General features: G+C 42.0%; 15 protein-coding genes. 4 read left to right on the top strand and 11 right to left on the bottom strand.

From position 1 onward, the window contains the following. Window positions 1-246 precede the first annotated feature (246 nt). The gene (locus MHH33_RS03390; protein ID WP_342542940.1) at window positions 247-708 is read left to right on the top strand and encodes an NUDIX domain-containing protein; all 462 of its coding nucleotides are present in this window, start codon (window positions 247-249) and stop codon (window positions 706-708) included. A 115-nt stretch (window positions 709-823) separates the two neighbouring features. On the opposite strand, the gene MHH33_RS03385 is transcribed toward MHH33_RS03390, so the two are convergent. Next, complete coding sequence (locus MHH33_RS03385; protein WP_036660248.1) at window positions 824-1735, bottom strand: diacylglycerol kinase; 912 nt, start codon at window positions 1733-1735, stop codon at window positions 824-826. A 166-nt stretch (window positions 1736-1901) separates the two neighbouring features. Next, window positions 1902-2471, bottom strand: a complete 570-nt coding sequence (locus MHH33_RS03380; protein WP_342542939.1) for a thioredoxin family protein — start codon at window positions 2469-2471, stop codon at window positions 1902-1904. A 130-nt stretch (window positions 2472-2601) separates the two neighbouring features. Between MHH33_RS03380 and MHH33_RS03375 the strand changes: the two genes are divergently transcribed. From MHH33_RS03375 to MHH33_RS03365, 3 genes are all read left to right on the top strand, one after another. Then, window positions 2602-3930, top strand: a complete 1329-nt coding sequence (locus tag MHH33_RS03375) for a TrkH family potassium uptake protein (protein WP_016429406.1) — start codon at window positions 2602-2604, stop codon at window positions 3928-3930. Window positions 3931-4019: 89 nt separating this feature from the next. Next, window positions 4020-4430 (top strand): hypothetical protein, encoded by a 411-nt coding sequence (locus tag MHH33_RS03370; RefSeq protein WP_147640358.1) that lies wholly within the window; start codon window positions 4020-4022, stop codon window positions 4428-4430. 51 nt (window positions 4431-4481) lie between these two features. After that, window positions 4482-4646 carry a hypothetical protein gene (locus MHH33_RS03365; protein WP_342542938.1) on the top strand — a complete coding sequence of 55 codons (165 nt, stop codon included), beginning with the start codon at window positions 4482-4484 and terminating at the stop codon, window positions 4644-4646. Window positions 4647-4683: 37 nt separating this feature from the next. Here the strand turns inward: MHH33_RS03365 and gatB are convergent, their stop codons facing one another. The 9 genes from gatB to MHH33_RS03320 form a co-directional block, all read right to left on the bottom strand. Then, window positions 4684-6114 carry an Asp-tRNA(Asn)/Glu-tRNA(Gln) amidotransferase subunit GatB gene (gatB, locus tag MHH33_RS03360; RefSeq protein WP_016429409.1) on the bottom strand — a complete coding sequence of 477 codons (1431 nt, stop codon included), beginning with the start codon at window positions 6112-6114 and terminating at the stop codon, window positions 4684-4686. Next, window positions 6111-7580, bottom strand: a complete 1470-nt coding sequence (gene gatA / locus MHH33_RS03355; RefSeq protein ID WP_342542937.1) for an Asp-tRNA(Asn)/Glu-tRNA(Gln) amidotransferase subunit GatA — start codon at window positions 7578-7580, stop codon at window positions 6111-6113. The genes gatB and gatA overlap by 4 nt, the downstream gene beginning before the upstream one ends. A 24-nt stretch (window positions 7581-7604) precedes the next feature. Beyond that, window positions 7605-7895, bottom strand: a complete 291-nt coding sequence (gene gatC, locus MHH33_RS03350) for an Asp-tRNA(Asn)/Glu-tRNA(Gln) amidotransferase subunit GatC (protein WP_016429411.1) — start codon at window positions 7893-7895, stop codon at window positions 7605-7607. Between the two features lie 327 nt (window positions 7896-8222). After that, a complete protein-coding gene (locus MHH33_RS03345; protein WP_342542936.1) occupies window positions 8223-9365 on the bottom strand; it encodes a CamS family sex pheromone protein in 1143 nt (380 codons plus the stop codon). 16 nt (window positions 9366-9381) lie between these two features. Then, window positions 9382-11388: an NAD-dependent DNA ligase LigA gene (gene ligA, locus MHH33_RS03340; RefSeq protein ID WP_342542935.1), complete on the bottom strand. Its 2007-nt coding sequence runs from the start codon at window positions 11386-11388 to the stop codon at window positions 9382-9384. A gap of 461 nt (window positions 11389-11849) precedes the next feature. After that, complete coding sequence (gene pcrA / locus MHH33_RS03335; protein ID WP_016429414.1) at window positions 11850-14081, bottom strand: DNA helicase PcrA; 2232 nt, start codon at window positions 14079-14081, stop codon at window positions 11850-11852. A 57-nt stretch (window positions 14082-14138) separates the two neighbouring features. Then, the gene (locus MHH33_RS03330) at window positions 14139-14831 is read right to left on the bottom strand and encodes a heptaprenylglyceryl phosphate synthase (protein WP_342543724.1); all 693 of its coding nucleotides are present in this window, start codon (window positions 14829-14831) and stop codon (window positions 14139-14141) included. Between the two features lie 210 nt (window positions 14832-15041). Beyond that, a complete protein-coding gene (locus MHH33_RS03325; protein WP_016429416.1) occupies window positions 15042-15377 on the bottom strand; it encodes a YerC/YecD family TrpR-related protein in 336 nt (111 codons plus the stop codon). 27 nt (window positions 15378-15404) lie between these two features. Beyond that, window positions 15405-16451, bottom strand: a complete 1047-nt coding sequence (locus tag MHH33_RS03320; protein ID WP_016429417.1) for a DUF3048 domain-containing protein — start codon at window positions 16449-16451, stop codon at window positions 15405-15407. Window positions 16452-16458 lie beyond the last annotated feature (7 nt).

Raw genomic sequence — 16458 nt, 5'->3', positions numbered from 1 at the left:
GACAACATCATAATGGTTGCCACAATAAACGCAAGCCACATCAACTTTTTCTCTTGTTTTTTATACATGTCGTCACCTACCTTACTTTCTATCATACCCCAATTAGAGTCATTCAAAATCTCGGGATGTATCGATTTTGTCACGTCCCTGTGAAGGAAATGTGAAAACTATCACATATTGATATTGCGAAAGTTCTGAGCATTTTGTATTCTAAGTAAATCATACTTAATTTTCGAGGTGAATGCGATGAAAACGAAGCGTAAAGTGTTGGCGTATATAACAAAAGGCCAGGCACCCAATTTGGAATTACTTGTTTTCGAGCACAAAGAACATCCGGAAGCAGGCTTGCAAGTTCCAGCCGGCACAATCGAAGAAGACGAGCAACTAATTGATGCATTGTACCGGGAAATTAATGAAGAAACGGGTATCACGCGTGACAATCTGTCCTTCATTGGAAAAATCCACAAGTATAACTATTATCCGAATGGAAAAGGCACAGTTCATGAACGTAATTTTTTCCATCTGGGTTATACAGGTGACCAACAAAATTGGGAGCACGTTGTGGTTTGCGATGGACTAGATAACGGCCTTACATTCCAGTTCCGTTGGGAGCCACTCGGTACGTTGCCAAAACTTGCAGGTGCACAGGATGTTGCAGTTGAGTTGCTAAGTCTGAGAAGAAAGAGACATGAGGAATCGACCGATTGAGTAAAAGGCGAGAAAATCCATTCATTGATGATTGGTGGAAAACCGGTCTTTACAAGTTACTATAAAAAGAACAAAGAGCATTTCCTGGTCTTCCAGGAAATGCTCTACAAATTAATTATGGACGGTCTTGTTCACGAATGTCGTTGATCGGAACAAACACTTCAATATGACGATATAAATTTTCAAATACCGCTGGTGCATTCCCACCGTATTCACCGTCTAAATTTAGTTGGACATGATCGTCTGCTGATACAGTGATATGTTTGGCTTTTTTATAAACAACATGAGGATCTTCCAAATGCTCACCACGTATTGCAAGGGTTGCCAATCGAATAAACTCGGCAATGTTACACTTTCTCAAAATGAGTAATGTAAACAGGCCATCATTGACGCTCGAGTCGGGAGCAAGTTTTTCAAATCCACCTACTGAATTTGTCAGGCCCACAAGAAACATCATCGCTTCGTCATCAAACACTTCCCCATCGTATTCTATCCTTACTTGGGAAGCGCGAATAGACGGCAGCATTTCAATTCCTTTTAAATAATATGCGAGTTGACCAAGTACAGTTTTCAACTTACTCGGTACGTCATACGTTAACTCAGTTATTTTCCCGCCGCCCGCGATATTAATAAAATAGCGATCATTGACAACGCCAACATCAACGGGAATTGTATCGTTCGCCAAAATAATGTTCACTGCCTTATCAATATCTCGAGGAATTCGAAGTGCGCGCGCAAAGTCATTAGTCGTTCCCATTGGGATTAGGCCGACTTTCGGGCGCTTTTCAAATTGACTGATTCCGGCCACTACTTCATTTAACGTGCCGTCCCCACCAGCTGCAATCACCAGGTCAAATCCTCGCTCGACTGCATAATTAGCGGCTCCAACAGCGTCACCTTCACACGTCGTTGCGTGACATGACGTTTCGTAACCAGCCTTCTCTAATTTTTCTAAAACCTCAGGCAAGTGTTTTTTGAATAACTCACGGCCAGATGTTGGATTGTAAATAATGCGTGCACGTTTCATACACATTTCCTTCTTCCTGCTTTACATTTTATTCTATTTGCTAGGACTCCTGAGCGATCTGAAAAGTTCCCTGTCAACAGTTCAGCAGGAATAGTCCACGAAAAGAAGCCGGACATATGCCTCGGCTTGATTTCTTTATTATATACGAATGCACCCAGTAGAACAATTATGACTGTTTTTGCAGTGCTGCTGTAAATTCCTTACGGATGTCCTCGTAAACCCACAACCAGTATTCAGGTGTAGATTTGTACTGAGCTGTGATTTTCTCAATAAAATCCTTTTGCTTGTCTTTGAACGTTGGGTCATCTGATGCGGGCATTTCTTTACGAAGTTCCATCACATATTCTTGAAGTTTCGGTGCACGAGGACCCCATTTCGCAATGACTTTTCCATCTTGATTCAACAATAAGTAAATTGGGATTGATCGGCCACCGTTTGTTAAATAACGGTCCATTAAGTCCAAAGTTTGATCTCGGTAAACTACTCGGACCTCTATATCTGCCGCTTCAGCAACACGACGCAAAATCGGATTATTCATCATAGCATCCCCGCACCAATCTTCAGTAATACCTAAAATGCGTGGCGATTTATCTTTTAATAAGGAAATGAATTCATCGTCTTGAGGGACATGGAATTGTTCATAAATATGAAAGCTGTTGTCTTTATGGGTCTCCATTTTCTCCATATATTCATTCAAAGAAATGGCTTCATCAAAGTATTGTTGTTCTGTTTTCATGAGTGTATCTCCTCCTCTCCCTTCAGTTTACGTATTTTCATCTGATCAATCAAATTTTTAGTTGACAGTCTATTTAAAGAAGCATAAAGTTAGTTAATATTTTCATACTCACCAATTAGGAAGTGCGATTATGCGTCCAAGGAATAAGAAAAAATTTTTATTGCCTCCTCCCCTGTTAATTGCGGGAAGTTTCTTGTTTTTAATTCTGCTAGGTACGCTTTGTTTAAAGCTTCCTTTTGCCACGAACACACCTATTTCGTGGACGGATGCTTTGTTTGTTGCGACGTCAGCGACAACCGTAACGGGACTCAGCGTTTTTGACCCTGCCTCCACTTTGACTTGGTTTGGTGAAGGAGTACTTATGTTCCTCATCCAATGCGGGGGAATCGGCTTGATGACATTTGCCGTAGCATTACTCATTGTACTTGGAAAGAAAATCGGCCTTCAAAACCGCATCTATTTGCAAGAGTCCTTCAATCAACAATCTGTCGGGGGTATCGTCAAACTAGTAAAGCTGATTTTGACATTCGTTTTAACGGTTCAGTCCATTGCGATGGTCATCATGACCCTCCATTGGACTCCCAAATTCGGTTTTTCAGAAGCACTTTACTTAAGTGTATTCCATGTTATTTCCGCTTTTAATAATGCTGGGTTCGCATTGTTTCCTGATAACCTGATCGGGTTCTCGGGAGATCCCATCGTGAATTTAGTGTTATCAGCCTTATTTATAATAGGTGGACTTGGTTTTACTGTCATTGTTGACATTCATCAGAAAAAATCTTTCAGAGAATGGTCTCTTCACACAAAAATGATGATTATCGGTACAATCAGCATTAACGTGTTAGCGTCCGTCACGTTTTTCCTGTTAGAATACGGCAACCCTGCCTCTTTAGGTAACATGACTTTTTACGAAAAAATTATGACATCCTATTTCCAAGGCGTTACTCCTCGTACGGCAGGATTCAATACCGTGAATTATGGTGACTTAGAAGATCCTACGATTTTGCTAACCATGATTCTCATGTTTATTGGTGCAGGGAGTGCATCAACGGCATCAGGCATCAAACTAACTACTTTTATGGTTGTTATTCTTGCTACAGTTGCGTTCTTCCGCCAACGCGGCGAACCAGAATTGTTCGGTCGCTCCATACGTATCGATACGGTAATTCGTTCATTGGCAATTACAACAATCAGTACATTGTTCGTGATGGCCTTTATCTTCCTGTTAACCGTATCAGAAAAAATCCCATTTCTTCCTCTCGCATTTGAAGTCGTTTCAGCCTTTGGAACAGTCGGATTATCGATGGGAATTACTGGGCAACTGAGCGACTTAGGCGAAGTATTATTATGTGTGGTCATGTTTGTTGGTCGAATCGGCTCACTCACATTGTTCTTCTTATTAATGAAGCCGAAAAAAGTCAATTATCGTTATCCGTATGATCAAGTATTTACTGGATGATTATCGAAAGCCTTCCACGAAAACGGAAGGCTTTTACTATCCATTTATGGGTAAACTTAAATCAAAAAGCTGAAGATGAGGTGAATCTATTGTTTTTAATTGCATTGCTAAAACCTTTAAAAACATATGAAGACTATGTCTATAAAGCCAATGCCTATTCTCATATATTCCAGAAAGAAAAAGCAATTGCAACGATGGAACAAGCAGCCATACACCCACAATTTTCGATCGAAGAAAGATCAAGCGGCTACATTTATTTAGGGATTCGCTATTCTAAAATGTTGAACTACCGAAAAGCATCCGATTGTTATCATAAAGGATTTGAGCTGATGATTGACGAGCCTTTTTCATATCGTAGTCCCTTTAAACAAGCCATTGAGGCTTTCATCAAAAATGGCGATGACGTGAGAGCGAAGTTTTGGCTAAATAATCTCCTCGAACGTCAAAGTTATGATAAGAATTTCAGGAAGCTTGCTGTTCTTGAGAAGAAATTATATTGAGATGGTTTTATTCGTGTATCTCAACTAACTTAACTTAATGATGAGACAGCGGTGAACGATGCAAAAGGATTTGTCGATCAAACTGGAGATTTATCAATCAAACTGGCTACATTGTCAATCAAACTAAGGATTTATCAATCAAACGAAACACTTTATCAATCAAACAGATTTCAAAAGCAAGTTTACTTGGTGAAATTCCATATTCATAATCCATAAAAAAAGCGACTCCACGTTGATGGAGTCGCTTTTGTATTTATCGTTTTGAAATTTCTTCTTGAAGGATTTTATTAACCAACGGTGGGTTAGCTTGTCCTTTTGTTGCTTTCATGATTTGACCAACCAAGAAGCCAATCGCACGGTCTTTCCCGTTTTTGAAGTCTTCGATTGATTGTGCATTTGCATCCAATGTTTGTGTGACGATGTCACGAAGCGCACCTTCGTCAGAAATTTGAACTAAGCCTTTTTCTTTCACGACTTGTTCAGCAGTTCCGCCATTGTCAGCAAGTTCTTTGAATACTTTTTTCGCGATTTTCGAAGAGATCGTGCCATCGCTGATTAGTTTGATCATGCCAGCCAAACCTTCAGGCGTTAGCTTTGTATCATGCAATTCTTTTTGGTCGACGTTCAAGTAAGCTGATACTTCACCCATCATCCAGTTAGATGCAAGCTTCGTATCCGCACCAAGAGCAATCGTTGCTTCAAAGAAATCGGACATTTCTTTCGTTAACGTCAAGACCATTGCATCGTATGATGGCAAGCCCAACTCTTCAACATAACGTTGTTTACGAGCGTCAGGAAGTTCAGGAATATCTGCACGTACACGGTCCATCCATTCTTGGTCAATGACTAAATCGACTAAGTCCGGTTCCGGGAAGTAACGATAATCGTCCGCTCCTTCTTTAACACGCATTAACAATGTTTTGCCTGTCGATTCGTCAAAACGACGAGTTTCTTGCAGGATTTCTCCACCTGAAAGCAACACTTCTGCCTGACGAATTTCTTCATGCTCAAGGCCGCGACGCACATAGTTGAATGAGTTCAAGTTTTTCAATTCAGCTTTTGTCCCGAATTGCTCTTGACCGTAAGGACGAAGTGAAATGTTGGCATCACAACGTAGTGAGCCTTCTTCCATCTTACAATCCGATACGCCTGTGTACTGGATGATTGATTTCACTTTTTCCAAGTACGCATAAGCTTCTGCAGGTGTGCGGATATCTGGTTCTGAAACGATTTCAATTAATGGTGTACCTTGACGGTTGTAATCAACCAATGAGTACCCTTTATCGGTATGTGACAGTTTCCCAGCATCTTCTTCTAAGTGCAAGCGAGTAATCCCGATGCGTTTTTTGTAGCCATCCACTTCAATTTCAACCCAGCCGTGTTCACCGATTGGTTGGTCGAATTGAGAGATTTGGTACGCTTTCGGATTATCCGGATAGAAGTAGTTCTTGCGATCGAATTTCGTATGTGTTGAGATTTCACAGTTAAGTGCCATCGCTGCTTTCATGCCGAAATCAATTGCGCGTTTATTAACAACAGGTAAAACTCCTGGGTATCCAAGGTCGATTACATGTGTATTTGTATTCGGTTCTGCGCCAAAGTGGGCAGGTGAAGGTGAAAACATTTTCGAATCTGTTTTCAGCTCTACGTGAATTTCTAAACCAATGACTGTTTCAAAGTTCATGATTTTGCTCCCTCCCAAAGTTGAGGAGTTTCTTTATGGAAGCTTGTCGCCTGCTCGTAAGCATGAGCTACACGATAAATCGTTGCTTCATCAAAGTGTTTCCCGATAATTTGCAAGCCCAGTGGCATTCCTTCAGAGAATCCACATGGTACCGAGATTCCTGGAACACCAGCCAAGTTTACAGGGATGGTTAAAATATCATTTGCATACATCGTCAATGGATCATCGTTTTTCTCGCCCACTTTAAATGCAGGTGTTGGCGTCGTTGGTCCAATGATGACGTCGTATTTTTCAAATACTTGATCGAAATCTTGTTTGATCAATGTACGCACTTGTTGTGCTTTTTTGTAGTATGCGTCGTAAGAACCTGCGCTTAATGCAAATGTTCCTAACATGATGCGGCGTTTTACTTCGTCTCCGAAACCTTGCGCACGTGTTTCTTTGTATAAGTCCATTAATGATTCCACGTTTTCTGCACGGAAACCATAACGGATCCCATCAAAACGAGCTAAATTTGAAGATGCTTCAGATGAAGCCAGTAAATAGTATGTTGCTAAGCCGTATTTTGAGTGAGGTAAAGATACTTCTTCCCAAGTTGCGCCAAGTGATTCCAATACTTTCAATGCATCAAGCACCGATTGTTTGGCAGCTTCCCCAACACCGTCTCCTAAATACTCTTTAGGAACACCGATGCGAAGGCCTTTAATGTCACCAGTCAATGATTCAACAAAGCTTGGTACATCAACATTTGCAGAAGTTGTATCGTTTTCGTCCACACCTGAAATCGCTTCAAGCAATAACGCATTGTCTCTTACATTGCGTGTAATCGGTCCGATTTGGTCTAAAGAAGATGCAAAAGCAACCAAACCAAAACGAGATACACGGCCATATGTTGGTTTCATCCCAACTACACCACAGAATGATGCTGGTTGACGGATTGAACCACCTGTATCTGATCCTAAAGAAAATGGTACTTCACCAGCTGCAACTGATGCTGCAGAACCACCTGAAGAACCTCCAGGGACACGGTCAAGATCCCAAGGATTACGTGTAATTTTGTACGCTGAGTTTTCTGTTGAAGAACCCATTGCGAATTCGTCCATGTTCAGTTTACCGATAGTGATCATGCCCGCTTCACGTAGTTTGCGAACGACTGTCGCATCGTAAATCGGGTTGAAGCCTTGAAGGATTTTAGAAGAACATGTTGTTTCGATGCCTTCTGTTACGATGTTGTCTTTTACACCAATCGGCATACCGAATAACGGTCCACGTTTTGATGCAGGCACTTCGTCCATTTCTTTTGCTTGAGCCATTGCTTGTTCTTTATTAAGTGCTAAAAATGCTTTTACGTCACCGTCTAAAGTTTCGATACGTGTATAGGCTTCAGCTGTCAAATCTGCAATTGATAGTTCTTTGTTATGTATCATTTCTTGCAGGTCGGTTGCTGAGTAGTTGAATAATGTCATGGATAGTCCCTCCTTACGTCAAAATCAGTCTAAAATTGATGGTACTTTTACTTGGCCCGCTTCTTGCTCACGAACATTTTTCATCATTTTCTCACGGTCAAGTCCAGGGACTGCCTTGTCTTCACGCAACACGTTCACTAATGGTAAGACATGTGTAGTTGGTACAACATTTGTTGTATCCAGTTCATTTAACTGCTCAGCAAAATTGGTAATTGCCGCAAGTTGGCCTGCAAACATTTCAGCTTCTTCATCTGTAATGGCAAGACGTGCTAAATGTGCTACGTGCTTTACTTCTTCTTTTGATATATTCGCCATTTTTTACACCTCCGAATTCACAATCATACCGAGTATCATATCATTTATCACTTTAAAAGAATAGAGACAGCATCAAGCTGTCCCTAGGTATTACAATGGTTTTGCTAAATTGAATCTATTCCCATTTGATGATTTCCAGCGACCAACGCAAACTCGTACTTCTGTTTCATGCCCTCAGAGTCAAGCTAAATTTGCGCTTTTCGCTTTTCTTGATGTCCAGCTACAAGCGCCAGCTCGCACTTCCGCTTCAAGCCCTCATTCGAAAACGGGTTTTCGATTTGGTCTTTCCACCGTCAGCGTCAAGCTAGAACGGCGCTTTTCGCTTTTCTAGTCATAAATATGGACGTAAGGCTCTTTCTCGTCAGCTTCTTTAATGACCAGTGCTTCTGGTCCGTTAATCGATGTGACGCTGACTTCTACATGCATGGAAGCTGGGAAATGTTCCATCACCAGTCCCGTCATATATTGCGTAAATCCAATGATTTCAGCCGTACCATAAAACTGTATCGGAATATCAATGGTCATTTTCTTAATATGATCGTCCTGGTAGAACCCAGTACCAACGATACTTGTGAAATTCGAGAAATACTCTTCCACATCTTGTTTGAATTTATTGAACGATTGTCCCACTTCACGGTACTTTTCTTCGGAAACAGGTTGTGGGAACAGAACGAATTCTTCATTAATGTCTGTCCAATCAGAAACTGATGCTTTTCCTTCACCAACTTGCCCGCTTGCAAAATATGTACCCGGTACTATGGAATTGCGGCTTTCTTGTCGGAACAAGCCAACCGTAATTGGCACTTTCTCAAGGCCTTTCATTGTACGCATGCGTTTAACGATTTCATTGGCCATCTTTTTACCTTGTTCAACAATGACTGCTTGGGGAATTGGTTCTTCATACGTCGCACCAAAGTCTTCCTTTTGGTAGTAATAGGTAGAATTCATGGCAAGACCAATGGAAACACCACCAAGTTTCACTTCGTTTTTATCTGATTTTACTAAATAGTTTTGCTCAACTATATGTGCTAAATATATAGGTGCTTTTTTGGCTAACTCAGCTGTCATGTTTCCTTCTTTAGGACGACTTGGATTTAACCCGTCTTTCGTTTGCGAACTTCTGGCCAACCACGAACTTAGTACTTCCGCATCAAGCATTTGACCTTCTTGGAAAAAGTAGTCGTCTGGTGAAAACGTACGTTGCGACAAACGCAATAACCCGCTTTCTACTTCTTTCACATCGTACTTGGAATAAATATTCGAGACGACTAATCCTCGACTCATACTTTCTTGATATGGCAAGAGGGTACGATAATACTGGTCCGAAATTTGCATGCTCGGAATGATCGTTGCCTCTTCTTCACTTTTTTTAGTTTCAGTGTTGACTTTTGTATCTTTACTAAGGCTCGGGATACACCCTGCAAGTAAGGTTAAAGATATTATAGCTGGAATCCAGCGTATTCGTTTCATTATAGGAAGGACTCCTTCACTCATTTAATTCTTCAATCAGACGGTTTTCGTCCCATACCGGAATGCCCAACGTACGGGCTTTGTCGAGTTTAGAACCGGCATCTTCACCTGCAATGACGATGTCGGTTTTTTTACTCACACTCCCAGAGACGGTACCGCCTACCTGTTCTATTTTCTCTTTTGCTTCTTGTCGTGTCAATTGTTCCATTTTCCCAGTTAACACAACTGTTTTACCTGTCAATACGTGATCCAAGTTGGAAAGATCCACTTTTTTACCAGTATAGGATAAGTTCACGCCTAGTTTTTCAAGTCGTGCGATTAATTCTTGCACTTCTTCGTTGTCAAAGTAACTTACAACGGAGCCCGCCATTTTATCGCCAATTTCATGAACCGACGTTAGTTGTTCTGGAGTTGCTTGCGCAAGTGACTTCATATCTCCGAACTCTTCTGATAGAATTTTGGCGGCCTTCTCACCAACATGTCGAATTCCTAATCCAAATAATACGCGCTCCATTGAATTTTGCTTGGATGATTCAATGGCAGTAACCAGATTCGTTGCCGACTTCTCACCCATTCGATCCAACTGGATCAATTGATCTTTCGTAAGCGTAAACAAGTCCGAAACATCGTGGATGAGTCCTTCACGGAACAATTGCTCCACCACTTTTTCACCGAGTCCATCAATATTCATTGCGTTTCGCGACACAAAATGAATGAGTCCTTCGGTAATTTGAGCAGGGCATTGAGGATTGACACAACGCAGTGCCACTTCACCTTCAATACGAACGAGTTCACTCTCACAAACTGGACAATGTGTAGGCATGTTAAATGCCGGCAACTCCTCTTTACGTGCCTCAAGTACCACTGCCACCACTTCTGGAATGATGTCGCCTGCTTTGCGGATAATGACGGTATCCCCAATACGAATGTCTTTTTCACGAATCAAATCTTCGTTATGTAAAGACGCTCGTCCGACGGTCGTTCCTGCCACTTGTACAGGTTCAAGTATTGCTGTCGGTGTTAAGGCACCTGTACGTCCGACGGTCAATTCAATGTCGAGCAGAGTGGTTACAACTTCTTCAGCCGGGAACTTATACGCTGTCGCCCAACGTGGACTCTTAGCCGTGAAGCCTAAATCCTGTTGGTGAACATAGCGATTCACTTTTATGACGATGCCGTCAATTTCATAAGGTAGATTTGGACGTTCTGCTGTCCACTTTTCAATATACGCTACGACTTCGTCGATTGACTGACAGGTCTGTCGTTCTTTGTTTGTTTGAAAACCAAGTTCGTCTAAATAATCGAGCGCTTGTGCATGGCTATCCAGCTGATATGCTTCCCCGTCCCCACCGATGCCATAAACGAAAATGGCCAGGTTACGACTTGCGGCGATTTTCGGATCAAGCTGACGCAATGAGCCCGCTGCTGCATTTCTCGGGTTTGCGAATTTTTCTTCTTCATTAGCCACACGTGTTTCATTCAATGTGGTAAACGATCTTTTAGGCATGTAGGCTTCGCCTCGAACTTCGATAGTGAGCGGTTTTTTCAAGCGTAACGGAATGGAACGGATGGTTTTTAAATTCTCCGTAATATCTTCCCCTATGCGCCCATCACCACGTGTTGCGCCGCGAACAAAAACGCCATTTTCATAACTGAGTGAAATAGCTAAGCCGTCTATTTTCAATTCACATACATATGAAAACTCGTCCCCTATGCTTGCACGGATGCGTCGGTCGAAATCGTCCAAATCCTCCCGTCCAAAAGCATTCGATAAACTGAGCATCGGATATGTGTGTGATACTTTCTTGAATCCTTCAAGAACCATTCCACCAACACGTTGAGTTGGCGAATCCGGATAAATCAGGTCAGGAAATTCACTTTCAATGGCAATGAGTTCCTGCAAATATTGGTCATAAACCGCATCAGGCACGACCGGCTGATCCAGCACATAATAGGCATAGCCTGTATCGTGCAAAAGCTGATTGAGTTCTTTCACACGTTCTTCCAATTGTACTTTATCCATAGAGTCGTTCCTCCGCTCGATCTGTTATAACTATTTAAAAAGGAGCATCAAAAGAGCCAGTTTTGGAACTCAGGTTAAGAACGCCACATCCTGCTCCTGCGATTACTCGTCGCAAAATTCCTTTTGTGGCAACGGCTGAGTAACCAACTTCGTGTTAGCCCGAGGCGACGCAGCCTTTGAGTACCGCACTTGCACAGAATGTGCTGGCTACTGCAATGATTACAGGATGTAAGTATTGCAGAAGTTCCTCTTGTACTTAATACGTGAGGACCGGAAAAGCAAGCCAACGGTTTTTGGTACCCAGCCTAAGTGCCACGACCTGCTCCTGCGATTACTCGTCGCAAAATTCCTGCTCCTGCGATTACTCGTCGCAAAATTCCTTTTGTGGCAACGGCTGCATAACCTGCTTCGTGCAGGCCTCGACGTGCTATTTTGAGCGGACTTTTTAAATTACCTATAATTTATACTTTTTCAACTGGTGCAAACTTCGCAAGTAATCGCTTGATGCCGGTTGGGCTTGGGAAAGCGATATCGATTTCCGTATTCTCGCCTTCACCGCGTACACTAACAACTGTTCCTTCGCCCCATTTTTTATGAACGGCTTTGTCGCCCGTATTCCATCCAAGCTTGTCCCCGCCTGAAGCTTTATATGCAGGACGTTCAACTGCTGGACGCGTAGTGTTCGCAACCGAACGACGGGTAGTTTGACTTCTACCTGTACCTGCAGATTGTTTCAACGTCACATGCTCTAGAATATCTTCTGAGATCTCCGCAATGAATCGGGAAGGGTTGTTGTATCCGCTTCGGCCGAACAATGTTCGCGATTGTGCACAAGTTAAATACAGACGCTCTTCAGCACGTGTAATCCCTACGTATGCTAAGCGTCGTTCTTCTTCCATTTCGTCATTGTCACCGATCGAACGTGAATGAGGGAAGACGTTTTCTTCCATCCCAATGATGAATACGACCGGGAACTCCAGTCCTTTTGCTGCGTGCATCGTCATTAGTACGACTTTTCCTTTAGATACATCTTCATCGTTATCCAACTTATCCAAATCGGAAATCAGCGCCAAATCAGTAAGGAAAGATACAAGGGTTTTATCTTCACTGCGTTCTTCAAACGCTTTCGTTACGGATAAAAACTCTTCAATATTCTCAAGACGGCTTTCTGATTCGATGGTCTTTTCATTTCGCAGCATATTACGGTAGCCGGTTTTATCCAATACTTGCTCCACGAGTTCAGTGACAGATAAGAATTCCTGCATTTGAGTGAATCCATCCATCATCTGGTGGAATTTAGCCGCTTCGTTTGCTGCGCGTGCTGGCAATCCCATAAAGTCCACTTCGCGAAGTGCATCAAAAATGGAACGGTCCTGTTCAAGTGCATACATTGCCATTCGTTCGAAAGATGTCGCACCAATGTTGCGTTTTGGTTCATTGATGATACGCGCCAATGCCAAATCATCTTCGTTGTTGGCAATCAAACGTAAGTATGACAGCAAGTCTTTAATCTCTTTGCGATCATAGAACTTCGTGCCGCCAACGATTGTGTAGGTAATATTCGATTTGACCAAAACTTCCTCCATCACACGGGATTGGGCGTTTGTGCGATACAGAATGGCGAAATCATCAAGGGTACGATTGCCCTTTTCCATCAATTCCTGAATTGTTTTGACGACAAACTGTGCTTCCTGCTGTTCGTCATAAGCTTTGTAAACATTGATTGCTTCACCTGAACCGTTGTCCGTACGCAGTTCTTTTGGATAGCGACCTGTATTGTTTTGTATGACGTCATTTGCGGCTTTCAGGATGCGTTTAGTCGAGCGATAATTTTGCTCCAGCATAATGGCCTGGGCATTTGGATAATCTTTTTCAAAAGACATGATGTTTTGAATATCTGCTCCACGCCAGCGATAAATCGATTGATCCGAGTCGCCTACTACGCACAAGTTATTGAATTTCTTTGCCAACATCTGTACAAGTTCGTATTGGGCTTTGTTCGTATCTTGATATTCATCAACATGAATATAATGAAATTTGTTTTGATAAAACTCCAACACATCCGGTACACGTTTGAACAGAGTTAACGTTGTCATGATCAGATCATCAAAATCGAGGGATTGATTTTTGCGAAGACGTTTGTCATACGCTGTGTAGACTTCCGACGCTGTCTTCTCGAACGGATTGAACTGATTCATTTGGCTCGCAAATGTTTCGGCATCAATGCACTCGTTTTTTGCTGAGCTGATAGCGTTTAACATGGAACGGGGATCATATTTTTTAGGGTCGATGTTCTGGTCTTTCAAAATACGTTTAATGACTGTCAATTGTTCAGTGGTATCCAAAATGGAGAAGCTTTTTGAGTAACCGATTCGATCGATATCGCGACGTAAAATACGTACACACATCGAGTGGAATGTAGAAACCCACATACGCTCTCCTGTTCCATTGCCAAGTAGGCCATCGATACGCTCACGCATTTCTCTTGCTGCTTTATTCGTAAATGTAATCGCCAAAATTTTCGATGGGTAGACTTCTTTTTCCACGACTAAATAAGCGATTCTGTGAGTTAACACACGTGTTTTCCCAGAGCCCGCTCCTGCCATAATCAGCAAGGGACCTTCCGTTGCTTTTACTGCTTTTTCTTGTTCGGGATTCATCCCGTTTAATAAATTCTTTACGATTAATTCCATTATGCACCGTCCTTCGCGAACATTTGTTCTTCAATTATAAACTGCTTATGTTAATTGTCAAAGTGTCACTGCATGAACAGCTTTCACTGTTTCGAGCGCTTCGTTCAAATTGTCATAAAGATGATTGCCCACTACAACTGTGTCCGCAATCATTGCCATTTCAGTCGCTTGTCTTGCCGATGTAATACCACCGCCGTAAAAGAGGCGCGTGTTTTTCAAAACGTTTTTTGCAGCTTTCACCATCTTGGGGTCTCCATAAACACCGCTATATTCTAAGTAGAATATCGGTAACTTGAAAAAGTGTTCAGCCAGCCTTGCGTGGGCAATCACTTCTTCCTCTGATAAAAAAGTGTGAGCTTCAGTCGCACGTGCCGCCTTACAATCTGAATTTAAAATACAGTAACCTTCCGGAACAAGTTCATTCCAGTCCATATAATCCCCGAATTCCTTGATGGCTTCGATATGCAAATCCTTCACCCATGCGGTATTTGTACTATTTAACACGGAAGGAATGAAATAGAAATCGAATCCTGGCGTCACGGAGTCTATCGTCGAAATCTCCAGTGCAACCGGTACATTATATTGTCTAACTCTAATTAATAAGTCCAAAACCAAATCAAGGGTAACTCCATCTGTACCACCGACTAGAATGGCGTCCGTTCCAGATTCACACACCTGCTTTAGCGCTTCTTCGGATATTTCCTTCGCAGGATCTAATTTAAAAACGTGACGCCACTCCTGATACATCATCGGTTCCCACCTATCTATGTTCATATTCATCTATCTAGTATAACAAAAAAACCCTCCTATCCGAAGAGTGAGAGCGGGCAAATATTTGGTATCATTCGTTTAATCGACATCAAACTGCTTTTAATCCGCATCATTCTCATTTTATTTGGCTTTACCCATTTTTACCCAATAATAAAGGACCACTCGGATGTGAGTGGTCCCTGTGATGGTTTATTCGTTTGAATTTCCGTACTTAGGAAATTGAAAAGGTTTTTCGTCAGGATATAGCCTGCCTAGCATTTCATCATATGTATCGTTCCCGTAATCGAAACAACGACGCACGCGAGAAATGGTAGCCGTGCTGGCTCCAGTCTCATTTTTAATCGTTTCATATGTTTTCTTCAGTCGTAATAAATGAGCCACTTCAAAGCGTTGAGATAACGATTGAATTTCACTTATAGTGCATAAATCATCAAAAAATCGATAGCATTCTTCAATGTCTTTTAATTCTAAGACCGCTTTAAATAACTGATCCGTTTGATGACCGCGTATTTTATCTACTTGCATGGTTGTTACCTCCTTTTCGAAGCATTTTTAGGGCGTAAATGTAACCATTTGGTCAATACCGGGGTTTGTTTTCACTAAATGAATCCAGCTTTTTCCTGGAACGAGTTTAGCGGGTTCACCATTTTCCATTGGCACTAGCACACCATCTATTTGTTGCCATTCGATTTCTTTCATCATACCTGCTTGGAATAAGTAGCCTTTGCCACCCGATTTTAAATCGAGTTGTTGTCTTCCTGCGCCATCAATTGTTTGATGGTCCACTTCAAAAAACATTACATTGGCTAAGCTGATCTCTTCGTCAGTCTCTCTATCTATCGTGACAATCCCTCCAGAAGAACGAGAGTATTGTTGAGTAAGTGTATCATATGAATACACATGGTGGAAGTCTTCACTCCCGCCATAGCGGACATCAATCATTGATGCAGGAGTACCCAAAGGAACATCTTCGACTGAATCATAGAATGCCAGGTTCGGAATTTTTTCGATTTCTTGTCGGGCACCAACTTTGTCCATTCCTTCGATGACATGTTCACCTGTAATGTACGAATTGTGAGGTGCTACACGATCTTTGGATCGTAAAAATAGGGAACCGTCATATTGCATGCCATTGATGTTGTCCACATCTCCTGTAGTTAACATCAGTCGCGCTTCCGGGCTATAGCCGTGTGCCACGTAAAAGGCATCGAGACCGGATGCAATTTCAATAAAGTAATCACGTGCACTTCGGACCGGTCCAATTTCATTAGGCAATTCGCTTTGATACAATGCAAGCAAACGTGTCACGTTTCCTTCTGCCACCATTTCATAAACAATATCTGCACTCGCAAGTCCCGATTGTGGTCTTGCTTTCGGGTGATTATTGATTGTGACCAGCACAGGACGTTTCGTGAATTCTTCTTCGGAACGTTCACCCGAAAAAGGTGCAGCAAAAGGTAAGGTTACTACTTCTTCGTCTTCATTCTCATCTGTCGTTTCATCCTCGTTTGGATTTTCTGCGTCGACTGTATTTTCTTTATCTTTAGAACAACCCGCAATAATAAGCAACAAAACCATCATAAACAGCCATTTCTTCATTTCTCCG

The organism is Paenisporosarcina sp. FSL H8-0542, assembly GCF_038632915.1.
Lineage (GTDB): Bacteria > Bacillota > Bacilli > Bacillales_A > Planococcaceae > Paenisporosarcina.
Note: the sequence above shows the minus strand (reverse complement) of the source record. Positions and strands in the feature narration are given on the sequence as shown.

Coding starts and splice junctions, on each gene's coding strand:
- MHH33_RS03390 (WP_342542940.1), top strand. CDS start 247: ATGAAAACGAAGCGTAAAGTGTTGGCGTATATAACAAAAGGCCAGGCA.
- MHH33_RS03385 (WP_036660248.1), bottom strand. CDS start 1,735: ATGAAACGTGCACGCATTATTTACAATCCAACATCTGGCCGTGAGTTA.
- MHH33_RS03380 (WP_342542939.1), bottom strand. CDS start 2,471: ATGAAAACAGAACAACAATACTTTGATGAAGCCATTTCTTTGAATGAA.
- MHH33_RS03375 (WP_016429406.1), top strand. CDS start 2,602: ATGCGTCCAAGGAATAAGAAAAAATTTTTATTGCCTCCTCCCCTGTTA.
- gatB (WP_016429409.1), bottom strand. CDS start 6,114: ATGAACTTTGAAACAGTCATTGGTTTAGAAATTCACGTAGAGCTGAAA.
- gatA (WP_342542937.1), bottom strand. CDS start 7,580: ATGACATTATTCAACTACTCAGCAACCGACCTGCAAGAAATGATACAT.
- gatC (WP_016429411.1), bottom strand. CDS start 7,895: ATGGCGAATATATCAAAAGAAGAAGTAAAGCACGTAGCACATTTAGCA.
- MHH33_RS03345 (WP_342542936.1), bottom strand. CDS start 9,365: ATGAAACGAATACGCTGGATTCCAGCTATAATATCTTTAACCTTACTT.
- ligA (WP_342542935.1), bottom strand. CDS start 11,388: ATGGATAAAGTACAATTGGAAGAACGTGTGAAAGAACTCAATCAGCTT.
- pcrA (WP_016429414.1), bottom strand. CDS start 14,081: ATGGAATTAATCGTAAAGAATTTATTAAACGGGATGAATCCCGAACAA.
- MHH33_RS03330 (WP_342543724.1), bottom strand. CDS start 14,831: ATGATGTATCAGGAGTGGCGTCACGTTTTTAAATTAGATCCTGCGAAG.
- MHH33_RS03325 (WP_016429416.1), bottom strand. CDS start 15,377: ATGCAAGTAGATAAAATACGCGGTCATCAAACGGATCAGTTATTTAAA.
- MHH33_RS03320 (WP_016429417.1), bottom strand. CDS start 16,451: ATGAAGAAATGGCTGTTTATGATGGTTTTGTTGCTTATTATTGCGGGT.